Consider the following 22,307-nt stretch of genomic DNA (forward strand, 5'->3'; position numbering starts at 1 on the left):
ACTTTTAAATTATTAGGAGTGATTCGTCATGAGCCTGGATAGCCCTGTATCGTCATTATTAAAAGATCCAGTCTGCGGTATGACGGTGACGGGAAAGTCGCCTCATATTTTCAACTATAAGGGTGAGCCAGTTTACTTTTGTAGCGCAGGTTGTAAAGCAAAATTTGCTGCCGACCCAGCCAAGTATTTGGCTAAAGTTACAATCCCTGAAACCACAATATTAGCAACAAAATCTACGCTCTCAGCAGTCATCCCCACTGGTACGATCTACACCTGCCCGATGCACCCAGAAGTACGACAAGACCATGCTGGCGTTTGTCCTAAATGTGGCATGGCATTAGAACCAGAAATGCCTAGTTTAGAAGATGATGAGAGCCCTGAATTGGTAGATTTCAAACGGCGTTTTATATGGACGCTGCCACTGACTATCAGCGTTACTACTCTGGCGATGGTAGGCCACAGGCTGCAATGGTTTGAAATGGCCACCCAAAGCTGGATTGAGCTCATACTTTCATTACCTATCGTGCTGTGGGCTGGTTGGCCGTTCTTTGTACGTGGCTTTCAATCCGTCACCAATCGCAGCCCGAATATGTGGACATTGATAGGCTTAGGCACTGCTGCAGCATTTATTTACAGCGTTGTGGCCACGGTTATACCAAATGTGTTCCCAGCATCTTTCATGGCAATGGGGCGCGTAGCTGTCTACTTTGAAGCCGCAGCAGTGATTATTTCGTTAACATTACTTGGCCAAATCTTAGAACTTAAGGCACGTTCACAAACTTCTGCTGCGATTAGATCTTTACTTGGCTTATCGCCTAAAACAGCCCGTAGGATTAATACGGATGGCACAGAAGAAGATGTACCCCTAACCCACGTGCATGTAGGTGATATGTTACGCATACGCCCAGGTGAAAAAGTACCAGCGGATGGTGTCGTCACAGAAGGTGCAAGCGCTGTGGATGAGTCCATGCTCACTGGTGAGCCTATGCCCGTGACTAAAAGTATTGGTGATAAGCTCATTGGCGCAACGCTTAATACCAACGGCGCATTAATTATGCGCTCAGAAAAAGTAGGTTCGCAAACGGTGTTGGCCAGTATTGTACAAATGGTCATCCAAGCCCAACGCTCTAAAGCGCCAATGCAACGCATGGCCGACCAAGTGGCAGGCTATTTTGTAGTGACGGTTGTTGGTATTGCGCTGCTAACATTTGTAGTCTGGGGAATATTTGGGCCAGAGCCAAGCTGGGTATATGGCTTAATCAACGCGGTTGCGGTACTTATCATTGCTTGTCCTTGTGCTTTAGGCTTAGCAACGCCTATGTCAATCATGGTTGCTACTGGAAAGGCTGCAACTCAGGGCGTGCTATTTCGTGACGCAGCTGCCATTGAAAATTTCCGCAAAGTTGACACTTTAATTGTAGACAAGACTGGCACATTAACCGAAGGTAAACCCCGCTTTAATCAAGCTTTAGCAATATCTGGTTATACCGAAGATGAGGTGTTGCGCCTAGCAGCAAGTCTTGACCAAGGTAGTGAACACCCATTAGCGGATGCCATTGTGAAAGCCGCGCGTGAAAAGAGTTTAGCTATCAATAAAGTAGAGAATTTCGAATCCAGTACAGGCATTGGTGTGCAAGGTCGTTTGAATGGTAAACAATTGGCATTAGGTAATACAGCGCTAATGACACAGCTTAATATTCAAATAGAATCATTAAAAGCACAAGCAGAAGAATTACGTGCTACAGGTGCTAGCGTCATATATCTAGCAGTTGATGGTCAGCTTGCGGGATTGCTATCAGTATCAGACCCAATCAAAGAAAGCACAGTCGAAGCATTAGCCACACTAAAAGCGTCTGGCATGCGTGTCGTTATGGCGACAGGTGATGGCATTGTGACAGCAAAATCAGTGGCTGCGAAATTAGGAATTGAAGAATTCTACGGAGAAGTCAAACCAGCCGACAAACTTGCATTGGTCGATAAGTTACAACGTGAAGGGCGTGTGGTGGCAATGGCGGGAGATGGTATCAACGATGCGCCTGCGTTAGCCAAGGCCGATGTAGGTGTGGCAATGGGCACAGGGACTGATGTAGCAATGAATAGTGCACAAGTCACACTCGTTAAAGGGGACTTGCGTGGTATTGCGCAAGCGCGTGCCATCTCTGAACAGACCATTGCAAACATGAAACAGAATTTAGGTTTTGCTTTCGTCTATAACGCTTTGGGTGTGCCATTAGCCGCAGGTGTACTTTACCCATTTACAGGTTGGTTACTCTCGCCGATGATTGCAGCATTGGCTATGAGTTTGAGTTCAGTTTCTGTGATTACTAACGCATTACGTTTGAGAAGATCTAGCCACTAAATTACTTGCCAGTTACTTTATAAAATCAGATTTTCTTTTGGCTTTTCGCTTGGCCAATGTATCAACCATCCTACGCTTAGAGTCTTCTTGATACTTTGCCGCCAGATCGGGAGGAAAACCAAGATCAAGAAATATGTTGGTGCCCGGTTTAGTGATATGTGATGAACCATGGAACTGTGAATCAATTTTAGGTAATTCTTTTTTCAATTTGCTCATTCTCCATACCTCATATAGAAAAGGCCACAAACCTTACACGGCATTATCCGACTCTCAAGACCGGGTGCGGAACGTAAAGTTGATGAGCATATATCAATTGTATAACTCTTAATTAAAAAGAGAAATTGCTTTGATGGAAGCATATCTGTGCCGCCCGAAAAAGAACCATCTAAGTGTGTTAGCGCACAGACTGTCATTATTGATAAGCAGATTATCCGAAGGGTTAAACTTTTTCTCGTCAGGCATTCATTAACATAATAATTGTTTCAGATAAGTTAAGCATTTATGCATCCCTTGACATAGATCAAAGAAGGAAGAAATAAGCTTTGATAATACTTGTTTAGCAGAGTATATTTTTAACGACACAACACTTATGGAGACTGAAAATGAAAACACATTTGTATGTTGCTAGCACTTTAGTTTGGTCTTTTAACACTCAATGCTTATGCGACAGATAGCAACCTAGATGAAGCTTCTACGAAGACCAAACCTCATTCTCGCCCAATTAATATCTGATAGTTTCTATTTTTTAATCTACTAGGAGTTTTTTATTATGAGAAGGACTGACACAATGAAAACCTCAATACTGATTTCTTCGCTCGTTTCAATTATCTTCGCTGCTCCTATCGTATCAGCGAATGAGATGACCTTAGGCACGGTCCCGCATTCAATACGGATTAGTGCTAATGCACACGAGTTGCTGAGTGTGCAGCCCTCATCACAAGTAATTGTCTCTGATTTTCATCTGGCCATGATGGATGAAATGGAAGATATGGATAAAATGAACGATAAGGGCAAAATGAAAAATAAAGATGGTAAGGCTAAAAAGGGAGTTGGGAAAAAGGGCACAGCACAGCCTTCAGGCAAAAAATCAGCACCAGTTGATAGCAATCCTCCATCCACTGAAATGTCTAATACGCCCGCTCCAATGACTGAGTCTCCTCCAATGTCTGATATGTAATTCAACTTCAAGGTGCTTGCAGATACTTTTTGAAAGATGGTAACTACTTTAATGAGACCTTTTTTTACGAAAACTCGTTTTTTTTCAAAACTTTCAGTGTTTCAGTGGATCAGTCAAATCATACGAATTTTTGACTTGGTAGTGCTGGTGGTTTTATTGGGGCAATCACCAGCATTCGCGCAACCAGAGCAGAGTGATCATGAGTCTCATCATCCCGTTGCTGCGCCTAGTACCACTCCATCTAGTAGTATGCCATCAAGTAACCCACCAATTAGCAATACACCAAATAACCCAACTCTGGATGCCGCTAGTCCCGATGCCGCTCTGATGGGTAGCCCAGGACCTGAACAAAATTCTCTGCAAAGCTCCCCGTCAATGCCAGGCTCTACAACTAGTGGAGCGGGAATGATGGAGGGCATGCAGAAAATGATGAAAGACATGATGGCTCCCAGCAAGCAAGATGGCGTCGAAGGCTGCTGCGGGGCAGGGGGATTGCGCAAAGAGCTTTACCCTTACCTGATGAGCCTACCCGCATGGACACGTGAGGGTAGGCTTGATGTAGAGCGTCTTGCTCAAGAGCGCGTACGCGAAAGCACGAGTATTCTCCAGACTTCACACACAAGCTTATTGAAAGCACTGCAAACAAGCGACATCAAGGCAGCCGAGCGAGCACTACAGCAATCTCGCGATAGTTTGGGCCTGATAGCAAGTGGTGTCGCCGCGCATCGACTCCTTATCGAAGGCGCGCCGCCGCAGGATGTTGCCGCACAATGGTTTAAGCTAGAGATGAACCTTGCGCCTACTAGTATGGCTGGCGATTCTGATGTATTGCATGGTGTGACGCCTTTACACCTATTTGCGATGGGTCTGCTCATAGCTTTTGCACTGGCGATGGTCGTCATGTATTTCTTCAAGATGCGCCGCGCAGCAAAGCTCTTTGGGCGTATTAAGTCTGACTCTGGATCACCGCCACCTGGAGCGGCACCACCACTTAGCGGAGCACCCAGCCCGCCTTCGCGAGTGACTCCGCCAGATGCAAACTTAGCATCACCTAAAGTTTTACCGCCCTCCACAGTATCCGATCCAAAGTCGCCCGCTGCTGAAAAGCCTCAGGCGACTGACTCATTGCCTAAAGAGTCCTTTACCGCCTTAAACGCGGTAAAGGACTTAGCGTCGCCACTAACTGCTAATTGGCGAGGTCGGCTGCGTGTGGGGAGTATTATTAGGGAAACGCCGAACGTCAAAACCCTGCGTCTGCTACCTGTATCTAGCGCTAGCCTCATGCCTTTTACCTTTGTTCCCGGTCAGTTCCTCAACCTCTCGTTTTCGATTGGCGGGGCGAGAATGAATCGCTCCTACTCTATCTCATCTTCCCCAATGCGGCGGGAATACGTAGACTTGACAGTGAAACGAGAGCCACGAGGTGCAGTCTCTCGGCATATCGATGATCTGCTCAAGGTTGGCAACGAGATCGAGGTGGGTGGTCCCGTCGGGCGGTTTACGTTTACTGGCGCAGAGGCACAGAGTATTGTACTGATCTCTGGCGGCGTGGGAATCACCCCTATGATGAGCATCGCGCGCTATCTGACGGAGCAGTCGTGGCCTGGCGACATCTATTTTATCTATGGGTGTAGTACTCCGGCAGAATTAATTTTTGCCAAAGACATTGCAGAGCTTCAGGCTGCGAATCCAAAGCTGAACGTCACAGTCACGATGTCGCGTCCAGAAGGCACTGACTGGAAAGGTTCGCAGGGACGCATCACCAAAGAATTGTTAGCGCAGGCGGTACCTGACATTGCTTCGCGCAGGATCCATCTCTGTGGGCCGCAGGTGATGATGGAAGCGGTCAAGGCGTTACTTGCTGAGTTAAAGGTTCCCCCAGAACAGGTGAAGACCGAGAGTTTTGGTACAGCGGCACCCACCCCCGCAACCGACGGTACAGCCGCAAAACCCACCACTCCTGCGACTGGTCCATTGGTCACTTTTTCTAAGAACAACAAATCAGCCAAAATTCATGTTGATCAGACTATTTTAGAGCTCTCCGAAGAATTAGCTATCGGTATAGAGTTCTCTTGTCGCGTAGGAACTTGCGGCATTTGCAAGGTAAAGATGACTTCTGGTGAAGTCGAGATGGCGGTAGAGGATGGACTCGATGCAGACGACAAGGCCAATAATATCATTTTGGCCTGTCAGGCAAAGCCAAAGGGTCCTGTCGAGGTCGAGGCGTAGCCATGAATGAGCGAGAGCGAGAAGGTATCGTCGTTACTGGCGTAATCAGCATTCTGCTTTTGACTTGGCTCGGCTTTTTCCTGCATCGCTCACCACTTTTTCCGGGCAGTGGAATTGGGGCAGTATTCGGCATAGTGGGGGCAGTACTCATGCTGCTGCCCCTTGTTTACACGGTCGCAAAGCGTATTCCTTTCTTCAACGCCCGAATAACACCGCTCATTTCGATGCAATCTTTGATGACCATGCACGTTTACGCTGGTATCGTTGGCCCGCTGCTCGCGATTATTCATACTGGTCACAAATTCGATAGCTGGCTGGGAATTGCCCTGACGACAGTGATGCTGCTGGTTGTTGTGAGCGGATTTGTGGTTCGGTATCTGCTCACTTTTGTCGCCAATGACATGAAAGAAAAATTGGCCCTGCTACAAACGGCTAGGGGTGATCTTGACGCTGCTTGGGGGGTGATCGAGAACGCTCAAGCCGAAACGAGCGCTCTTCGGAAAGCGCCTAGATTCATGGCCAGTCTCGCGTCATTGGTAAACATGCGTCCTGCTAGTGAACCCGCAGCTGAGGTGACGCGTATCGCCGATTCAGTGGCAGACCTGGAGTACTCGGTGCGCATGCATGAAATCTTCAAGTTTTGGTTCGGCTGGTCTCTAAAGCTGCATATCGTTCTCTCCGTCTTTCTGTATCTTCTTCTCACTTTGCACATCTGGGCTGGCGTGCAATACGGGCTTAGGTGGATTTGAACGCATGAGCAAAATAAAATTCTTTGTTGTAGCTTTTGCCGTGGTCGCCCTCGGGATTACCATCGGCATTGAGTGGGAAACGAGCGACTCACGCACACGCAATTTTTGGCAACAAGCTGTAGCCCCGGGAGCACTGTCACAGTCACATGCATCGCTCTCAAACAATTGTGTTGCTTGTCACACGCAAGTGAAAGGTGTCGAAGCTGGGAAATGCATCGCCTGCCACGCCGACAACTCAGTACTTTTACAACGTCAGCCAACGGCGTTTCATGCAAACATTCAAACCTGTACAGGCTGTCATGTAGAGCACCAAGGGACGGTGCGCATGCCGACAACCATGGATCATGCATTGCTAGCGCAAGTTGGTCATAAGCAATTAAAGGCTGCATCGGAGGAAGGGTTAAGTCTTGAAGACATCGAAGTAGCGGTTAAATTATTAGACAGGACGCCTCGCTCTGTTACACAGAAACCGCTAGCAAACACCCGCAGTAGTGATACGCAGATGAGTGACGATTCAAATATGAGCGCTGAAACCAAAATCGCCGTTGAACCACCAAGCGCGCCTAAGTTGCCGGTCAACCACCCAGGCTTAAGCGCGAATGAATCGATGCTCAACTGCGTGAGCTGTCACGCGACTAAGGATCGCCATCAGGGCTTGTTAGGTAAAAATTGTGTTCAGTGTCACGCCACAACTCAGTGGACGGTTTCTGAGTTTCGCCATCCATCTTCGCGCTCGACCAATTGTGCGCAATGTCATTTAGCACCACCTAGTCACAACATGATGCACTTTTCAATGATGTCAGCCCCGATTGCGCGTCAACCGAATGCTAAAGTGAATCAGTGCTATCTTTGCCACCAGACGACTTCGTGGAACGACATCAAAGGCGTGGGTTTGATTAAGCATCATTAAATATGTTTAAACACAGAAAGAATTTATACAAGAAAAATATATATTTGAATTGACTCAAATAACAAATGATAAATCCTAACTTTAGACCTTATGAAACGTATGCTATTGACTATATTGTAATCAAGTCATACCTAAAAACGGCAAATCGGGTGGATACAGGAGTAGCATGGAAATGACAGTCGACTTTGAGTTGGAAAATTTACAGCGCCAAACATTCGATTATTTTCTGTATGAAACGAATCCCGATAATGGTTTGGTGATTGACAAGACTTCTGCAGATTGGCCTGCCAGTATTGCCGCTACAGGTCTTGCGTTGGCCTGCTATCCTGTAAGTGTCGAACGCGGATTTATGTCGCGCGCAGCGGCGATAGAACGCACGCTTGCGACGTTGCGTTTTTTCTGGAACAGTCCCCAAGGGGCCGAGTCCGACGCGACGGGCTACAAGGGTTTTTACTATCATTTTCTCGACATGCAGACTGGTCGACGCGCTTGGCAATGCGAACTTTCAACAGTGGATAGCGCTTTTTTGTTGGTCGGCGCATTGACGGCCGCTATTTATTTCGACGCCAGTACAAACGAAGAGAATGAAATTCGCACCCTTAGTGACGCAATTTATCGCCGTGCCGATTGGCAATGGGCACAAGACCAGGGCGCAACGGTAACGCACGGCTGGAAACCAGAAAGTGGTTTCCTTAAATATCGATGGGAAGGCTACGATGAGGCGCTGCTGCTATATATCCTAGGGCTGGGCTCGCCGACGTATCCTTTGCCAGAACATAGCTATGCTGCATGGGCATCCACTTACCAGTGGGAAAGCTGTTATGGACAGGAATATCTTTACGGCGGCTCTCTATTTATCCATCAGCTCTCGCATGTCTGGATAGACTTTCGTGGTATCCAGGACGCATTCATGCATGATAAAGGCATCGACTATTTTGAGAACAGCCGTCGTGCAACTTATGTGCAACAGCAGTACGCGATCAACAACCCACTCAAGTTTGAAGGCTATGCCGCATGCTGCTGGGGTATTACTGCAAGTGAAGGCCCCGGCCCCAACACCATCAAAATAAACGGCATTGACCGACAGTTTTTCGATTACGTGGCACGGGGCGTACCATATGGACCAGACGACGGCACTCTTTCACCTTGGGCGTTGGTCGCGTCGTTGCCGTTCGCTCCCGAAATAGTTCTGCCCGCGCTTCATCATTGCATTCATCAAGCCAAGTTGACAGAGTTCAATTCTTACGGGTTCAAAGCATCTTTCAATCCCACGCACCCGGGAATACCTGGCAACCCTTATGGTTGGTGGGTCTCACCGTGGCATTTCGGGCTCAATCAAGGACCGATCATTTTGATGATCGAAAATTACCGTACTGGCCTGTTGTGGAAATTAATGCGAAACTGCCCATACATCGTTAAAGGCTTGCTACGCGCCGGGTTCAATGGCGGTTGGTTGTGAAAGCCTCGCTTCCCTGTGCAGGTAAGCTGGCACCAGCATTATTATGGGCAAATATGTCGCGCCTGCACCAACTGGCTCGAACCTGCTATATCCCAATTATGCAGAGTTTGCTAAAGCAGAGGGGGAGATTAATTCCTTGCGCCGACCGATGCGAGTGTCTTAACAATAAAAAAGCTCTCCACCATCTTGCTAAGTTCGACAACGTACAGACAAAGATTCTAATAGTGGGCATGTTGAATATTATGGGGATTGCTCTAAATTCAAAACAGTCGCCTTTAATAAACCACCCCCGTCTTCCATTAGCGTGGCGAATAATTTCAATCTCGACTACATTTTATGGATCTAGTCCTTCGTGAATACCACTAATACTTGGTTGTCGTTAATGGTTTTTTCAACCAAATTTTGGCTCTACCGAGCTGATTTACAACGTAGCAAAAAATTGACAATAGTCACCTTAGGAGAATAAATCATGTATCACCATCTCAGAATGCTCTTAAATGTATTAGCAGTATCGCTTATTACCGTCGCCTGCGGTCAGACCGATGCTGGAATCAGTACAAAAGTCAAAACGAACCTTACAGCGGATGAAATAGTGAAGGCCGCTCTGATTAATGTTGACGTACAGGATAAAATCGCCACCTTGTCAGGATCTGTCGATACCCAAGCAGTTAAGGAACGAGCCGTCTCAGTGGCGCGCGCTACCGACGGCGTCACCGACGTCATTGACAAGATTACAATTCAGGAACAGGGCTATGGATCAGGTTCTGAGCACGGTCGCGAAATGATGGGAAGGGAAAATAGGGAAGGTAGAGATCATTAACTTGAAGGAAAGTACGCATAGCCAGGGCAGATAGATGATGATGACAAGGTCAGTGGGTAGCGTATAGGTTGTGTAGATATAATTTTGTGTCCTCAACTGCCCTTTAAAGACTGCTCATATTGTCGGCTCAGATAGTGATGTAAAAACAGAAAGGCTGAATATGAAAAACAGCTCGCCAAACAAAACTCGTGGGATAAAATCATCGCAGCAATATCAGCGACGACATTTCCTGAAAACTACCGTTGCAGTGGGAGCAGGGTTGGTGCTTCACAGGTTGTCCCCAGCTTACGCAATTGACACAGAATCTACTTTGATTAGCTCCGCCTCAAATAACTCTACTACGGCCACTGATCTCGTCATCGCCAAGCATAAGCTCAACATTGCAGGGCGCGTGGCAATGCCAACCGTAGTAAATGGTTTGCTACCAGGCCCTATATTGAGGTATCGCGAAGGTGAGACCGTGACAATTCGCGTGACCAACCAACTGCAAGAAACAAGCTCTATCCATTGGCATGGATTGATCGTTCCCGAGAACATGGATGGCGTTCCAGGGGTAAGTTTCGCCGGTATTCGACCCGGCGAGACCTTCACCTATCAATTCAAGCTTCACCAAAGTGGCACTTACTGGTACCACAGTCATTCTGGCAATCAAGAACAGGCGGGGCTATACGGCCCATTGATTATCGACCCAATCACACCCGACCCATACTCCTACGATAGCGAATGCATAGTGATGCTGTCGGATTGGACCTTCGAGGATCCTGCGCGCGTGCTGGCGAAGATGAAGAAATTCGGTTCGTACTACAACTTCAACCGGCGAACGATGGGCGATGTTTTTCGCGATGCAAACCTCAACGGCTGGCGCTCAATGATTAAGGACCGAATGGAGTGGGCAAAGATGCGCATGGATCCTACAGACATTGCCGACGTGACTGGTTTCACCTATACCTATTTTCTTAACGGCCAATCGGCTGATCAGAATTGGACTACGCTATTTAAGCCAGGTGAGCGAATCCGTATACGCTTTATTAATGCCGGTGCGATGACGCATTTTGATGTTCGCATCCCAGGGCTAAAGATGACGCTGGTGCAAGCCGATGGTCAGAATGTCGAGCCGGTTACCGTTGATGAGTTCCGTATCGCTCCGGCTGAAACTTACGACATGATTGTACAACCACAAACCGAAGAGGCATACACTATCTTTGCCGAAACGATGGATCGTAGTGGTTACGCAGCTGGTACGTTGGCACTACGTTCTGGACTAAGCGCGCCGATCCCGGCGCGTCGTGTACGTCCACTTCGGACCATGGCCGACATGGGTATGTCCGGCGATGCGATGGGCAATATGGCAATGCCATCTAAAGACGGCATACCAAGTGCAGACGGGATGTCCGAGATGGAAATGCCATTGGACGCTACGCCTACGATGTCTGGTATGGAATCGCCAGCGAGTAAAGGTGATGCTGGGATGGATGGAATGGCAGGTATGGAAATGCCATCAGATGACATGCCCGCAATGCCAGTCATGGAAAATGGATTGAGCACAGTACCCGAAAAAGCTGAAACTATACCAGCTAAACCGCATGGGCCAGATCGACATGGCCCTGGAAATTCCACGGTCGCGGAGATGCCCGTCAGTCGAATTAACGAACCCGGTAGCGGGCTAGGGGATGCTGGCCGCCGAGTGCTGGCGTATGGTGACTTGCGGCGATTGTCCGCAGACGGGCCGGAAGGTACACCCGAACGTGAGATTGAACTCCATATTACTGGCAATATGGAGCGGCAGATATGGGGGTTCGATGGGAAGAAATATTCCGAGGCCAAAGAACCTATCCCTTTTGAATATGGCAAATGGCTTCGAATCACCTTCGTCAACGATACGATGATGGATCACCCGATGCATTTGCATGGCATGTGGATGGTGTTGAACAACGGCACAGGGGTAAAGCGTCCTCGGAAACACACAATCAACGTCAAGCCAGGCGAACGGCTGTCATTCGATGTGAAACCTGACGAGATTGGCAAGTGGGCGTTCCATTGTCATTTGCTTTTTCATATGGAGCTCGGCATGTTGCGCGTGGTCTCAGTGACCGATCAGAAAGGTAAGGTGCAGTCATGATTACTTCGTCAAATAAAAAATACCGAGCATGCCATGCTACTTTCTTGCTGGCCTGCAAGCTATTGGCTTCAATGGCATTGATGACTTCATTGGTCAAAGCTGAAGTAACCCCTGAAGAGTTACCTTCTCCCGTGGAGGATAGTGCGGTTCGCAGTTTCTTACTGATCGATCAGCTTGAACACACCACAACGCGTTACACGGGCGGTGATAAAGATGGCGATGCGGTGCGTTTCAATACGTCCGGATGGATCGGCGGCGACTACAACCGGCTCTGGTTATACACTGAAGGCACGAAAGTCTATGACGGCAAGCTGGAGGATGCAGATGTGCAGCTTCTATATGGTCGCCTCATTGCTCCATTTTGGGATTTGCAAGCGGGCCTGCGCTATGCCAAGCCGCTATCGGATGGGCCATCGCGCAGCTACGCAGTGTTCGGTGTCCAAGGACTTGCGCCTTATCGATTTGGGGTGCAGGCCGCGACTTTCTTAAGCGAGCGAGGCGATATTTCCGCGCGGGCTGAGTTGGAATATGAGCTGCTGCTAACCCAGCGCTGGATTTTACAGCCGCGCTTAGCTGTCAATTACGCTCTTCAAGAAGTAAGAGATCAAGGCATAGGTCGCGGCTTGAACGACATCGAACTCGGATTACGCTTACGTTATGAGATCAAGCGCGAATTTGCCCCCTATGTTGGTGTGTCATGGCAGTCTAGCTACGGCGGAACAGCTGATTTTGCGCGCGACCGAGGTGAAGATGTGAATGAATGGAGCTTGGTCACTGGGGTTCGATTATGGTTTTAACTTGGATTGAAAGGCATCACACTCGTTTAACTGCAAATCAAGTGTCATTTTTTCAAAAGTCGCTAAAGTGCCTTGGGCTTGATGTTTTAAAAGGAGAATTTCTTGCTTCCTATTGTTAGTAGTGGAATGCTTTACCTTGTTAGTGCAATTGAGATTATTGCAGCCATATTGATCGGGTTAGCAAGTCTACAATGCGCTGTAACCGTAGCAGGCCTATTTTTTCGGCGTAGCCCCTCTACCGCAGAGAAGGAGGATGTCAGACTAATTTGGGTTATGGCTTTCGCTTGCAATCGAATTTGAGTTAGCAGCTGATATTTTGCGAACAGTTTTTAGTGTGTTGCAGCGATCGGTTGAATTCAAGGCCGTTAACGGACAATTAAAAGCTAAAAGTCACACTACACCACCATAACTGATAGAACTTAATATTTTCTTTACTTCCATAAGTCCGGCATCAGTTTCAGCCATGGATATTGGTGTTGCCCCTAAAGCAAAGTTTTCTCTATTTAGCCATTCGTCGGCCATAGTTTTAGAGCCAAACGTTTCAATAGCAAGTGCTAGCATTTCGTCAATTCGAAGTTGTACCTCTGATTTTGTTGTCATCTGCAATCTCCTTAGAAATCAATCAACCTATCTGATTTTGTTTTGCTATGTGCATCATATAAATGATGTACTTTGCTTGTTAATAAAAAAGGCTCCCATTCCAATAGACATACCAAAGTCGAGCACGTTTTCAGTAGGTATACCCAAAAGTAGATTTTCTAATTTGAAACCGTTGGCTTTGGGCCGTAAGAGGCCGGTAAGAATAATTTATTTAGTTGTAACGAAGCGACCATTTGGCGCACGAGCAACGATTCTACCTTTATATAAATAGTAGTGAGGAAGACCTATCGCTTTTTGCCTATCAATTGCTACACGGATTGCTTCTTTAGCAATTTGCTCAAATGCTACAAATATAGGGTTTCGTGGGAAGTCGTTCGAGGCTTTAAATACTCTGGTTCGTATCATCATTACTCCAACTGGTTTTAAAACCATGGCCACTAGCTTCCTTTTGTAGGATGAATTATTTTAATTGTAAACGAAAAATACATTAAAGAAACTTAGCACTGCATAAATGACTTCTTGGCCGACATAAGCTTAATGGGTAGTTACAATTCCAATGATGATTTCGGTTGTTGTATATGATTGCACGGCACTCATGCGATTGCATTAGAATGCAATCATTATCCTTTATTGCGCCTTCTAACTTTGGTCATGACAATTCATGTATTTTTGGACACTGAGTTTACTGCTCTAGCTGAATCAGCCTCTTTAATATCCATAGGTTTAATCACCGCAGAAGGAGATAGGTCTTTCTATGCGGAACTATCTGATACCTATACTCATAAAGAATGCTCAGACTTCGTACTACAAGAAGTATTACCTCTTTTAGATGCTAAACGAATTACTGACCCGATTAATTACAAGCATGTTTATGCGCGCATGACCCTGGCAGAAACAAGCCTGCATCTTAATTATTGGTTTGCAGCACTGATTGATCCAGTACAAGTATGGAGTGATGCACCAAACTACGATTGGCGCTATATCCAGCAAATATTTAGCGCCACAGGACTGCCTTATAATCTGTTGGCAACACCTAATGCAATATTAGGTGAAGATACTTCAGCCAATGCTAGCTATCAAAACACAGTAGAGCGTGAGTACAGTCAAAAAGCATTAAGGCGACACCATGCCTTGGATGATGCAAAGGCAATGAGGTTGGGCTGGTTAGCAGTATACTAACTAACTTGAATGTTTTCACTAATTGGTACGTCAATCAAATCGCGAGCTACACAAACACCTTCCTTAATAACATAGGCTTCTACAAAATGTTCGCCGTGAAAAGTAGTCTTTTCGATGCGCTGACTTTTTCCTTCATCTAAAAAGATATCACCTCTAATCATTCTGCGCCGCTCTGCTTCAGCACCAACATTTCTAACCTTCCATAAGAGAGTGTAGGGTGTTGGGACGTCACAAGATTCGACAAAAAATCTAAGCCCTTGTCCCACCGGCAACCACTGCTTTAATAAAGCGCGGAGGAGACCAGTGTGCTGACCATTCGTTGAAACCTCACTGTTAATTTCAAGATCAAACTGAATATCAACTGGGTATTGATCTTCAATAAATTGCTCAGTCGTACTTCTGTAATTAACTGATTCGTAAACAGCAGCAGCTTTTTCAAGTTTTAGGACTTCACCTGGGAATGAACGTCCGAATACATCCCGCCAAATCTTGATTTTTTTCTTTTCAGTATCAGCATCTAGCGCTTCTTGGCATTTTACAGCCGCCTTTTTTGCTTTAGATTGAAACTTGCCTTTATTATTGACACGTTGCCCACTGCCGGGTGCTAGCCAAAAGTCTTGATGTTCGAGGTTGCCGATATAGCTAAATAGTGAGACAAGCAGTCGATCATAGCTGCTATACGACGCTGTATCGTATTCATTCGTCTGCCCAAAAAAGTTATAAACCAAAGTATCAATAAGCATACCGCTGATATTTACACCGTTAGAATTTTTCCAAGCTCGAATCATCTTGCATACATGCTTGAGGTTGCGATTTGTTTCTTTGTTTCTTTGGTTGACAGCATTAATCTCTTGAATTGGCTTACAAACTTTCCAAGTGCCTCCATCATGAGTGTCGCCAAAACGATACCCATCCGCGTCTTTATCCCAAAAAGCTGGCAGGACTTCAACCCTGAATTTTCCGAACTCGATGCAGACAACCTGGCCATCCCCTTTGATAGTGGTATTAGGATACCGGGTTAAAAGCGAGTTACGTACAGCTTGTAATAGCTGCGATGGGCCATTATTTGTATAAGCTTTGTATTTCTCATAAGTAGACCAAGGTAACTCAAACACCATATCCAGATCACTAATGCCATGTACAGCGGTATTTCTTCCGTAAGAACCTACTTGCCGGCAGTGCGCTATATCTGACTCGATATTCCAGAAATCCAGATTAAGCCGTTTAGTAATTTCAGTATATGAGGTTGAGATATCAGCTGCATTCTGTACGGCAATATTATCTCGAAACAATTTAAATAGTGGCGCGCTCATACCTAACCTTTAGCAGATGTGAATTAAATTAATCAATAGCAAGGTAGCTTTAAAAATTAGTCCAACGACTATTAATAAAACAATGATGGTGAAGCTCAGTGGCCACTTATCTCTTAAAAGGCTGAACTTCAGTTGTTCGTCCATCCACTCGGTTTGGGACTGCCAGAAAAATTTGTAATGCGCGTACCAATCACTTAAAAATATCTGCTTATTAATACGTAGACTAAAAACCTCTTTTTGAATACGTTTTAAGTCTTCCGCGTGTTGAGTGAGATCATCACCTGTATTCGTTGATTTAACGGTTTGGTACAGAATTCTTAACTCATGAAACTTGTCAGTAAGGGCACTGCCTGCTACTTGGTATTTATCCTTAACATCCGTATAAAAATTGATGAAGAGGGATGCAATCCCAATCACGATAAATGCTGCCGAAATCGTGTTTTGTGCCAAATCAGGTATTAGCAAGGCATATACACCAACAACCAGTGAAATAAAACCAATCCATCCAGGGATCTTTTCGACCATATCATAAGTGGCTAAGTGTTTTTTAGCCCCGTAGCCAATGTTATATCCGCTTTCAGCAATCAGTTTTAATAGGTTGTCTTTAGTCATCGTTTTACTTTCTCTAGATTTAATTTGTACAAAATTACAAACAGGGCTTCACAAAGCATATCAAACATGAGAAAATAAATCTAGTCCAATTTATACAAATATAAATATGATTATTATCAATAACTTAAATATTAAGTGGGCGAAATGAAAGAAATTAAAGATGATTTAGTCCAGTTAATCAGACTGGCATTGGCAGAGCAAACAGACGATGTGAGATTGTTTGTGGCTAGACTTGTTCGAAAATATCGCGATGGCGATCCTGAGCTTGTAGAGCAGATTAATCTCTACCTGAAGTCTAAACCGACCAGGAAAAGCACGGCGTTACGGAAGACCACGATTGCGTCTAAAGAAACAGTATTGCCTAGAGATGATGAATCTCGCTTATCTTTACTTAAGGTATTTAAAGACAAGCCTGACGATGTACATCCGTTACTCTCTACAGAGTTAGAAGACACTTTAGGGCAGTTGATTCAAGAGCGAAAACAAGTTGCGAAATTAGCATCACTGGGGCTTGATCCTACTAGGTCTGCCATTTTCGTAGGTAAGCCTGGGGTTGGGAAGACACTAACTTCAAGATGGCTTGCTGCACAGTTGAATCTACCACTTTATGTACTTGACCTTACTGCAGTAATGAGCAGTCTACTGGGCCGCAGCGGAAGCAATATAAGAGCTGCATTAGACTTTGCTAAAAGTAGTCCTTGTATTTTGCTATTAGATGAAATTGATTCGATTGCCAAGCGCAGAAGTGATGACTCTGACATAGGCGAGCTTAAAAGACTCGTAACAGTGATACTGCAAGAGCTAGATGAATGGCCAGCTGAAGGGCTACTGTTAGCCGCAACTAATCACCCAGAATTAATTGATCCAGCATTGTGGCGACGATTTGATCTTAAGGTTGAGTTTGAGCTGCCTGATAGAAAGTCAATCAAGGAAGCTATCCAGCATTTTTCTGGGCAGGATTATGCTTTGCTTAGCCGCTGGGCAGACGTCCTTGCATTTGCATTTGAAGGTGAATCTTTCAGTGATATTGAACGGGCGATACAAAGGTTTAGGCGTGCATTGGCTCTTGGAACAGACTCAGATGCCGATATGGTGGAGGATTTCATAAAAACGCGAGCTATAAACTTAGATAGGCAGAAAAAAATCGAGTTTTCAGTATTATTGGCAAAACAAACACGATTCTCTCAGCATGCTATCTCAGATATCACCGGCGTAAGCAGAGACACGATTCGTAAACATTTGAAAGATGATAAACCTACAGAAGGGGACTAAGCGTATGAGTCAAACAAACTTTTTGATTGGGCGTGGTGAACTATTAACCCATGATATTAAAGCGCCAAAACGAATGCCCGGGAAGGCTCAGGCATATACTTTCGATCAGGCTGTTGAGAGACTAGCCCCTCAACTAAAGTCTACAGCCACAGAATTGGATAAATTATCGTCAGATGCTTGTCCTGACGATTTCGGTGTTGCGCTTCTTACGCTTAATCCAAGTTTTATAGCGAAGTCCTATTTTCCAACTGCGTTATTGCGTTCAGCTGGAGTTGAATCAATAGGAAGTCGCACCGTTTCAGTAACACCTGAAAATTGGACAAAAAAATCTGCACCCAAAGAATGCACTACGACAGAGATTTTTATTGCCGCTAAACGTGATGTTTTTAGACACTTGAGTGATTGGGTACAAAACATCAATCCAATTTCTCATGAAGCAGAAGATCTAACCCATATTGAAAAATTCTCAAGTTTTGTGCCTGGGGGTCGATTTGCTACCAAAATCGACGGGGATGAGAAATTCTTTGAAGTTGGCCTCCATTTTTTACCAGAAGAAGGGCGAGTGCCACAGCAACAGGCATTTCTAACTTATGCTAAACGTAATGGATTAAAAGTGCATGTGGATTTGGGCTTTAGGGTAGGAAGCTTATGGTTTATACCAGTAGAGGGGGATGCGAAACATCTTAAAAAGCTGTCTGAATTTGTGTTTGTACGGGTTATACGTGCCATGCCTAAACTAAGAGGTATGCGACCTGTTCAACGGTCAGGCGGTCCTGCTTTGGGATGTCAACTGCCTACTTCACAACCATTATCTGCAGGACCTAAAGTCGCAATACTTGACGGAGGTTTACCTGATAAACATGTCATCTCAACTTGGTTACGTTCATATAGACAGATGGATCCAGTTGCCGGTGATGATCCTGAAGGCCCAGATCATGGCTTGGCTGTGACTTCAGCGTTTTTATTTGGCCCAATCATACATAATCAGCAAGCTGCACAACCATATTCTTTTGTAGACCACCTTAGAGTTTTGGATCGTAAAACTGAAGATGAAGATCCTTTAGAACTATACAGAACATTGGGCTTTGTAGAAGAAGCATTGCTGTCTCGTCAGTATGAGTTTATCAACCTTAGCCTTGGCCCTGATTTACCAATAGAAGACACGGAAATCCATGCTTGGACGTCTGTAATCGATGACATACTCAGTGACGGTGATACTTTTATGACTGTTTCGGTAGGGAACAATGGTGAAATGGATCACGCATCTGGGAATGCTAGAGTTCAAGTACCCTCTGACTGTGTTAATGCTATTGCTGTTGGCGCTGCTGATAATACTGATGGCACATGGGCGCGCGCCTCTTATAGCGCAGTAGGTCCAGGTCGTAGCCCTGGCGTTGTAAAACCCGATTTAATGGCTTTTGGTGGCGATCCAAATAAATACTTTCATGTACTTACGCCAAGTAGTAAACCAGAAATTACACCAACTCTAGGCACCAGCTTTGCCGCACCATATTTGCTTAGGAATGCTGTAGGTGTTAGAGCTATTCTAGGGAGAGAACTTTCCCCATTAGCAATTAAAGCATTACTAGTACATAGCGCAGACCCGTTACATCACAATAAAAATGAAGTGGGTTGGGGGAAAATACAAGAAGATTTAATCGACATTATTACTTGTCCATCTGGGGTTGCTAGGGTCGTATACCAAGGTGAACTTAAGCCTGGTAAATATCTACGCGCAACTTTGCCACTTCCAGAAGGGGGTTTAACTGGCAATATTACGTTAAAGGCAACTTTTTGTTATGCCTCCCCAACGGATCCACAAGATTCTGCTGCATATACACGTGCTGGGCTAGAGGTAACCTTTCGACCGGATGAAAATAACGTCAAAACTGGCAAGGCAAACGCTGAAACTAAAGGTTTCTTCGATATGAAAAAATACTCTACAGAAGCCGAGCGCAGATCGGATATGGGTAAATGGGAAACAGTGCTGCATGGTGAAAAGAATATGCGTGGAACTACCTTAAATGGCCCCGTATTCGATATTCATTACAATGCTAGGGCTGGAGGTGCAGCCAATACGCGTGCCGAGAAGATTCGATATGCGCTCATTATCTCAGTCGAAGCACCAAAACATGAGAATTTATATAATGATATCTTACGTGCCTATCAAAATATTTTGGTACCTCTGCAGCCGCAAGTATCAATTCCGATTAGAATATAGAGGATTATCTAGTGGCAGTTGTGGTATTAAGACGTATTTGCGAAGTCGATAGATAACGTAGAAACATCCTACGAAACATTCGAGAAATAAAAAATAAAGCGCCAGATCGCGTTGATTCGGACAGTCGATCTTCGGATGATAAACCTCGGTCAACACCCCGTAGGCGACGGTGAACCAGACGCGGGAGCGTTCGCTCAAGGCGGTGCCGACCACTTGCTTGCGGGCACTGGCCCAAGCGCTGTGGAGGCCGGGCTGGCCGAACGGAAGTTCACTCATCGGGCAGGTCTCCATGGCCAATCATCGAGTTTGGTGGCAAATACCAGCTTGTTTGTCGATCCGTCTCAACCCGCACAGCAGGAAAGCTGCTTCACGTCCTTGCTGAAGGTCTGCGCACATAGCTTCAGCCCCTCGACCATCGTCAGGTAGGGGAACAACTGGTCGGCCAGTTCTTGCACCGTCATGCGGTTGTGGATCGCCAGCGCCGCCGTCTGGATCAACTCGCCCGCTTCCGGCGTAACCGCCTGCACGCCGATCAGCCGGCCGCTGCCTTCTTCAACCACCAGCTTGATGAAGCCGCGTGTGTCGAAATTGGCGAGCGCGCGCGGCACGTTGTCGAGCGTCAACAGGCGGCTGTCGGTCTCGATGCCGTCGTGATGCGCTTCCGCCTCGCTGTAGCCGACCGTGGCGACCTGCGGATCGGTGAACACCACGGCCGGCATCGCGGTCAGATCGATGGCGGCGTCACCGCCGGTCATGTTGATCGCCGCGCGGGTACCGGCCGCTGCTGCCACGTAGACGAATTGCGGTTGGTCGGTACAGTCACCGGCCGCATAGATGTGTTCCACGCTGGACCGCATGCCGGGGTCGATGACGATCGCGCCTTGCAGATTGACCGTAATGCCCGCCGCGTCCAACGCCAGGTTGCGTGTGTTCGGCGAGCGGCCGGTGGCGACCAGCAGCCGGTCGGCGCGCAGTTCGCCGTGCGCCGTGGTGAGCACGAATTCGCCGTCCGCATGGGCAACCTGGCTGGCCTGCGTGTGTTCCAGCACTTCGATCTCTTCGGCGCGAAACGCCGCCGTGATTGCCTCGCCGATAGCCGGGTCTTCACGGAAGAACAGTGTGCTGCGCGCCAGGATCGTCACCTCGCTGCCGAGTCGGGCGAACGCCTGCGCCAGCTCCAGCGCGACGACAGACGAACCGATCACGGCCAGCCGCTCAGGGATAGCCTCGCTGACCAGCGCCTCGGTGGAAGTCCAATAAGGCGTGTCCTTCAAGCCAGGAATTGGCGGCACGGCCGGACTCGCGCCGGTGGCGATCAGGCAACGGTCGAACGCCACCATGCGCTCGCCGCCGCTGTTGAGTTGCACGACCAGGTTGCGACTGTCTTTGAAGCGGGCTTCGCCATGCAGCACAGTGATGGCGGGATTGCCGTCCAGAATGCCTTCGTATTTGGCGTGGCGCAGCTCATCGACGCGTGCCTGCTGCTGGGTCAGCAGATTGCTGCGCTGAATCGCCGGTTCAGTCGCTGCAATGCCGCCGTCGAAAGGGCTTTCCCGTCGCAAGTGGGCAATATGGGCGGCGCGGATCATAATCTTGGACGGTACGCAGCCGACATTGACGCAGGTGCCGCCGATGGTGCCGCGCTCAATTAGCGTGACGTGCGCACCTTGCTCAACGGCCTTCAGTGCCGCTGCCATCGCGGCTCCGCCGCTGCCGATAACGGCGACATGCAGTGTACCGCCATCACTGCCCGCCTTGTCGCTATTGCCTAGCCATTCACGCATTTTTCCGAGCAATCCGACGCCCGGCTGAGTCACGGGAGCATCGGCGAGCGTGGCCCGATAACCGAGTCCGGCCACGGCGGCGGTCAGCGCTTCCGGTGACGTACCCGGTTCGGCGGTGAGTTGTGCCGTACCTTTCGCATAGGACACGTCCGCTGACTGTACGCCCGGCACTTTCTCTAGCGCTTCCTTGACGTGCGTCGCGCACGAATCGCAGGTCATTCCGGTGATCTTCAAGTTGGTCATGAAACAGTTCCTTTCTTTCATTTAGGCAACGGCCAATGCCGTCAGCCTCGTTTGGTCGGAAGTTCGCAGCTATCCGACCCGCAACGGCGGTTTGCCGGCGAAATAAAATCCCAGATCGATATTCCGATCATGAAGGCCAGGCCGACATAGAGTAGGCTCTCCGCCCACCTGTTGCCGAGAAACACGAGCGTGGCCAACAGCACGATGGTCGGCCCGACCATGCCGAGCAGGCTGCGGTGCCATTGGCGGTGACTTAGCCAGCCCAGCGCGTTCGCCAGCAAAGCCAAGACTGCAAACAAGGGTAGCAGCCGGGTGATGAACAGGCCCTCGTACTGGCTCAGAAAGCCCAGCCCGATGGCCGCGCCAAAACTGGCAAGCGCGGGAAAGCAGGACGCGCAGCCCATCGCGGAAACGACGCTGCCGAGCGCGCCGGTTTTATCGGCTATGCGTGTGATCAGTCTCAT

At 47.4% G+C, this 22,307-nt stretch carries 21 protein-coding genes and 1 pseudogene; 13 read left to right on the forward strand and 9 right to left on the reverse strand.

Going from position 1 to position 22,307, the window contains the following annotated elements:
* Positions 1–28 precede the first annotated feature (28 nt).
* Entirely contained in the window at positions 29–2,359 is a 2,331-nt protein-coding gene (locus A391_RS0107785) for a heavy metal translocating P-type ATPase (protein WP_019898533.1), read from the forward strand.
* A gap of 12 nt (positions 2,360–2,371) precedes the next feature.
* On the opposite strand, the gene A391_RS0107790 is transcribed toward A391_RS0107785, so the two are convergent.
* A complete protein-coding gene (locus A391_RS0107790) occupies positions 2,372–2,575 on the reverse strand; it encodes a hypothetical protein (RefSeq protein ID WP_019898534.1) in 204 nt (67 codons plus the stop codon).
* A 571-nt stretch (positions 2,576–3,146) separates the two neighbouring features.
* Here A391_RS0107790 and A391_RS0107795 point away from each other — a divergent pair.
* Positions 3,147–3,536 (forward strand): hypothetical protein, encoded by a 390-nt coding sequence (locus tag A391_RS0107795; protein ID WP_157261340.1) that lies wholly within the window; start codon positions 3,147–3,149, stop codon positions 3,534–3,536.
* A gap of 209 nt (positions 3,537–3,745) precedes the next feature.
* On the opposite strand, the gene A391_RS14500 is transcribed toward A391_RS0107795, so the two are convergent.
* The gene (locus A391_RS14500; RefSeq protein ID WP_198291929.1) at positions 3,746–3,976 is read right to left on the reverse strand and encodes a hypothetical protein; all 231 of its coding nucleotides are present in this window, start codon (positions 3,974–3,976) and stop codon (positions 3,746–3,748) included.
* On the opposite strand from A391_RS14500, the gene A391_RS13820 reads away from it, so the two are divergent.
* From A391_RS13820 to A391_RS14760, 8 genes and pseudogenes are all read left to right on the forward strand, one after another.
* Positions 3,963–5,765: a 2Fe-2S iron-sulfur cluster-binding protein gene (locus A391_RS13820; RefSeq protein ID WP_198291930.1), complete on the forward strand. Its 1,803-nt coding sequence runs from the start codon at positions 3,963–3,965 to the stop codon at positions 5,763–5,765. The two genes, A391_RS14500 and A391_RS13820, sit on opposite strands and share 14 nt — an antisense overlap.
* Positions 5,766–5,767: 2 nt before the next feature.
* Complete coding sequence (locus A391_RS0107805) at positions 5,768–6,514, forward strand: hypothetical protein (protein ID WP_019898537.1); 747 nt, start codon at positions 5,768–5,770, stop codon at positions 6,512–6,514.
* 4 nt (positions 6,515–6,518) lie between these two features.
* Positions 6,519–7,424, forward strand: coding sequence for a cytochrome c3 family protein (locus tag A391_RS0107810; protein WP_019898538.1), 906 nt, complete (start codon positions 6,519–6,521; stop codon positions 7,422–7,424).
* A gap of 166 nt (positions 7,425–7,590) precedes the next feature.
* The gene (locus A391_RS0107815; protein ID WP_019898539.1) at positions 7,591–8,883 is read left to right on the forward strand and encodes a glucoamylase family protein; all 1,293 of its coding nucleotides are present in this window, start codon (positions 7,591–7,593) and stop codon (positions 8,881–8,883) included.
* A gap of 469 nt (positions 8,884–9,352) precedes the next feature.
* On the forward strand, positions 9,353–9,703 hold the full coding sequence (locus tag A391_RS14165; RefSeq protein WP_019898540.1) for a BON domain-containing protein: 351 nt from the start codon (positions 9,353–9,355) through the stop codon (positions 9,701–9,703).
* A gap of 160 nt (positions 9,704–9,863) precedes the next feature.
* On the forward strand, positions 9,864–11,822 hold the full coding sequence (locus A391_RS0107825) for a copper resistance system multicopper oxidase (RefSeq protein WP_019898543.1): 1,959 nt from the start codon (positions 9,864–9,866) through the stop codon (positions 11,820–11,822).
* On the forward strand, positions 11,819–12,619 hold the full coding sequence (locus tag A391_RS0107830) for a copper resistance protein B (protein ID WP_019898544.1): 801 nt from the start codon (positions 11,819–11,821) through the stop codon (positions 12,617–12,619). The genes A391_RS0107825 and A391_RS0107830 overlap by 4 nt, the downstream gene beginning before the upstream one ends.
* Before the next feature lie 271 nt (positions 12,620–12,890).
* Positions 12,891–13,028, forward strand: a pseudogene (locus A391_RS14760) (hypothetical protein); the annotation flags it as partial.
* Here the strand turns inward: A391_RS14760 and A391_RS0107840 are convergent.
* Together A391_RS0107840 and A391_RS0107845 are read right to left on the reverse strand one after the other, a co-directional pair.
* On the reverse strand, positions 13,010–13,219 hold the full coding sequence (locus A391_RS0107840; RefSeq protein WP_019898546.1) for an MbcA/ParS/Xre antitoxin family protein: 210 nt from the start codon (positions 13,217–13,219) through the stop codon (positions 13,010–13,012). The pseudogene A391_RS14760 and the gene A391_RS0107840 sit on opposite strands and share 19 nt — an antisense overlap.
* A gap of 207 nt (positions 13,220–13,426) precedes the next feature.
* Positions 13,427–13,627, reverse strand: coding sequence for a hypothetical protein (locus tag A391_RS0107845; RefSeq protein WP_232416160.1), 201 nt, complete (start codon positions 13,625–13,627; stop codon positions 13,427–13,429).
* Positions 13,628–13,870: 243 nt separating this feature from the next.
* Here A391_RS0107845 and A391_RS0107850 point away from each other — a divergent pair, with 243 nt between their 5' ends.
* Positions 13,871–14,398, forward strand: a complete 528-nt coding sequence (locus A391_RS0107850; protein WP_019898548.1) for a 3'-5' exoribonuclease domain-containing protein — start codon at positions 13,871–13,873, stop codon at positions 14,396–14,398.
* On the opposite strand, the gene A391_RS0107855 is transcribed toward A391_RS0107850, so the two are convergent.
* Both A391_RS0107855 and A391_RS0107860 read right to left on the reverse strand, forming a co-directional pair.
* Positions 14,395–15,711, reverse strand: a complete 1,317-nt coding sequence (locus A391_RS0107855) for an SMODS domain-containing nucleotidyltransferase (RefSeq protein ID WP_019898549.1) — start codon at positions 15,709–15,711, stop codon at positions 14,395–14,397. The genes A391_RS0107850 and A391_RS0107855 overlap by 4 nt on opposite strands.
* A 9-nt stretch (positions 15,712–15,720) precedes the next feature.
* Positions 15,721–16,323, reverse strand: a complete 603-nt coding sequence (locus tag A391_RS0107860) for an SLATT domain-containing protein (RefSeq protein ID WP_019898550.1) — start codon at positions 16,321–16,323, stop codon at positions 15,721–15,723.
* Between the two features lie 144 nt (positions 16,324–16,467).
* Between A391_RS0107860 and A391_RS0107865 the strand changes: the two genes are divergently transcribed.
* The gene (locus A391_RS0107865; protein ID WP_019898551.1) at positions 16,468–17,595 is read left to right on the forward strand and encodes an AAA family ATPase; all 1,128 of its coding nucleotides are present in this window, start codon (positions 16,468–16,470) and stop codon (positions 17,593–17,595) included.
* 4 nt (positions 17,596–17,599) lie between these two features.
* The gene (locus A391_RS0107870; RefSeq protein ID WP_019898552.1) at positions 17,600–19,816 is read left to right on the forward strand and encodes a S8 family peptidase; all 2,217 of its coding nucleotides are present in this window, start codon (positions 17,600–17,602) and stop codon (positions 19,814–19,816) included.
* On the opposite strand, the gene A391_RS14505 is transcribed toward A391_RS0107870, so the two are convergent.
* The 3 genes from A391_RS14505 to merC form a co-directional block, all read right to left on the reverse strand.
* A complete protein-coding gene (locus tag A391_RS14505; RefSeq protein WP_198291931.1) occupies positions 19,796–20,092 on the reverse strand; it encodes a hypothetical protein in 297 nt (98 codons plus the stop codon). The genes A391_RS0107870 and A391_RS14505 overlap by 21 nt on opposite strands.
* Before the next feature lie 65 nt (positions 20,093–20,157).
* Complete coding sequence (merA, locus tag A391_RS0107875) at positions 20,158–21,843, reverse strand: mercury(II) reductase (RefSeq protein WP_019898554.1); 1,686 nt, start codon at positions 21,841–21,843, stop codon at positions 20,158–20,160.
* Positions 21,844–21,884: 41 nt separating this feature from the next.
* Complete coding sequence (gene merC / locus A391_RS0107880) at positions 21,885–22,307, reverse strand: organomercurial transporter MerC (protein WP_019898555.1); 423 nt, start codon at positions 22,305–22,307, stop codon at positions 21,885–21,887.

Source organism: Methylotenera mobilis 13 (assembly GCF_000384255.1).
Lineage (GTDB): Bacteria > Pseudomonadota > Gammaproteobacteria > Burkholderiales > Methylophilaceae > Methylotenera > Methylotenera mobilis_B.

Coding starts and splice junctions, on each gene's coding strand:
- A391_RS13820 (WP_198291930.1), top strand. CDS start 3,963: ATGATGAAAGACATGATGGCTCCCAGCAAGCAAGATGGCGTCGAAGGC.
- A391_RS0107815 (WP_019898539.1), top strand. CDS start 7,591: ATGGAAATGACAGTCGACTTTGAGTTGGAAAATTTACAGCGCCAAACA.
- A391_RS0107805 (WP_019898537.1), top strand. CDS start 5,768: ATGAATGAGCGAGAGCGAGAAGGTATCGTCGTTACTGGCGTAATCAGC.
- A391_RS0107830 (WP_019898544.1), top strand. CDS start 11,819: ATGATTACTTCGTCAAATAAAAAATACCGAGCATGCCATGCTACTTTC.
- A391_RS0107790 (WP_019898534.1), bottom strand. CDS start 2,575: ATGAGCAAATTGAAAAAAGAATTACCTAAAATTGATTCACAGTTCCAT.
- A391_RS0107845 (WP_232416160.1), bottom strand. CDS start 13,627: ATGATGATACGAACCAGAGTATTTAAAGCCTCGAACGACTTCCCACGA.
- A391_RS0107865 (WP_019898551.1), top strand. CDS start 16,468: ATGAAAGAAATTAAAGATGATTTAGTCCAGTTAATCAGACTGGCATTG.
- A391_RS14505 (WP_198291931.1), bottom strand. CDS start 20,092: ATGAGTGAACTTCCGTTCGGCCAGCCCGGCCTCCACAGCGCTTGGGCC.
- A391_RS0107870 (WP_019898552.1), top strand. CDS start 17,600: ATGAGTCAAACAAACTTTTTGATTGGGCGTGGTGAACTATTAACCCAT.
- A391_RS0107860 (WP_019898550.1), bottom strand. CDS start 16,323: ATGACTAAAGACAACCTATTAAAACTGATTGCTGAAAGCGGATATAAC.
- A391_RS0107850 (WP_019898548.1), top strand. CDS start 13,871: ATGACAATTCATGTATTTTTGGACACTGAGTTTACTGCTCTAGCTGAA.
- A391_RS0107825 (WP_019898543.1), top strand. CDS start 9,864: ATGAAAAACAGCTCGCCAAACAAAACTCGTGGGATAAAATCATCGCAG.
- A391_RS0107840 (WP_019898546.1), bottom strand. CDS start 13,219: ATGACAACAAAATCAGAGGTACAACTTCGAATTGACGAAATGCTAGCA.
- merC (WP_019898555.1), bottom strand. CDS start 22,307: ATGAGACTGATCACACGCATAGCCGATAAAACCGGCGCGCTCGGCAGC.
- merA (WP_019898554.1), bottom strand. CDS start 21,843: ATGACCAACTTGAAGATCACCGGAATGACCTGCGATTCGTGCGCGACG.
- A391_RS0107810 (WP_019898538.1), top strand. CDS start 6,519: ATGAGCAAAATAAAATTCTTTGTTGTAGCTTTTGCCGTGGTCGCCCTC.
- A391_RS0107795 (WP_157261340.1), top strand. CDS start 3,147: ATGAAAACCTCAATACTGATTTCTTCGCTCGTTTCAATTATCTTCGCT.
- A391_RS0107855 (WP_019898549.1), bottom strand. CDS start 15,711: ATGAGCGCGCCACTATTTAAATTGTTTCGAGATAATATTGCCGTACAG.
- A391_RS0107785 (WP_019898533.1), top strand. CDS start 29: ATGAGCCTGGATAGCCCTGTATCGTCATTATTAAAAGATCCAGTCTGC.
- A391_RS14165 (WP_019898540.1), top strand. CDS start 9,353: ATGTATCACCATCTCAGAATGCTCTTAAATGTATTAGCAGTATCGCTT.
- A391_RS14500 (WP_198291929.1), bottom strand. CDS start 3,976: ATGTCTTTCATCATTTTCTGCATGCCCTCCATCATTCCCGCTCCACTA.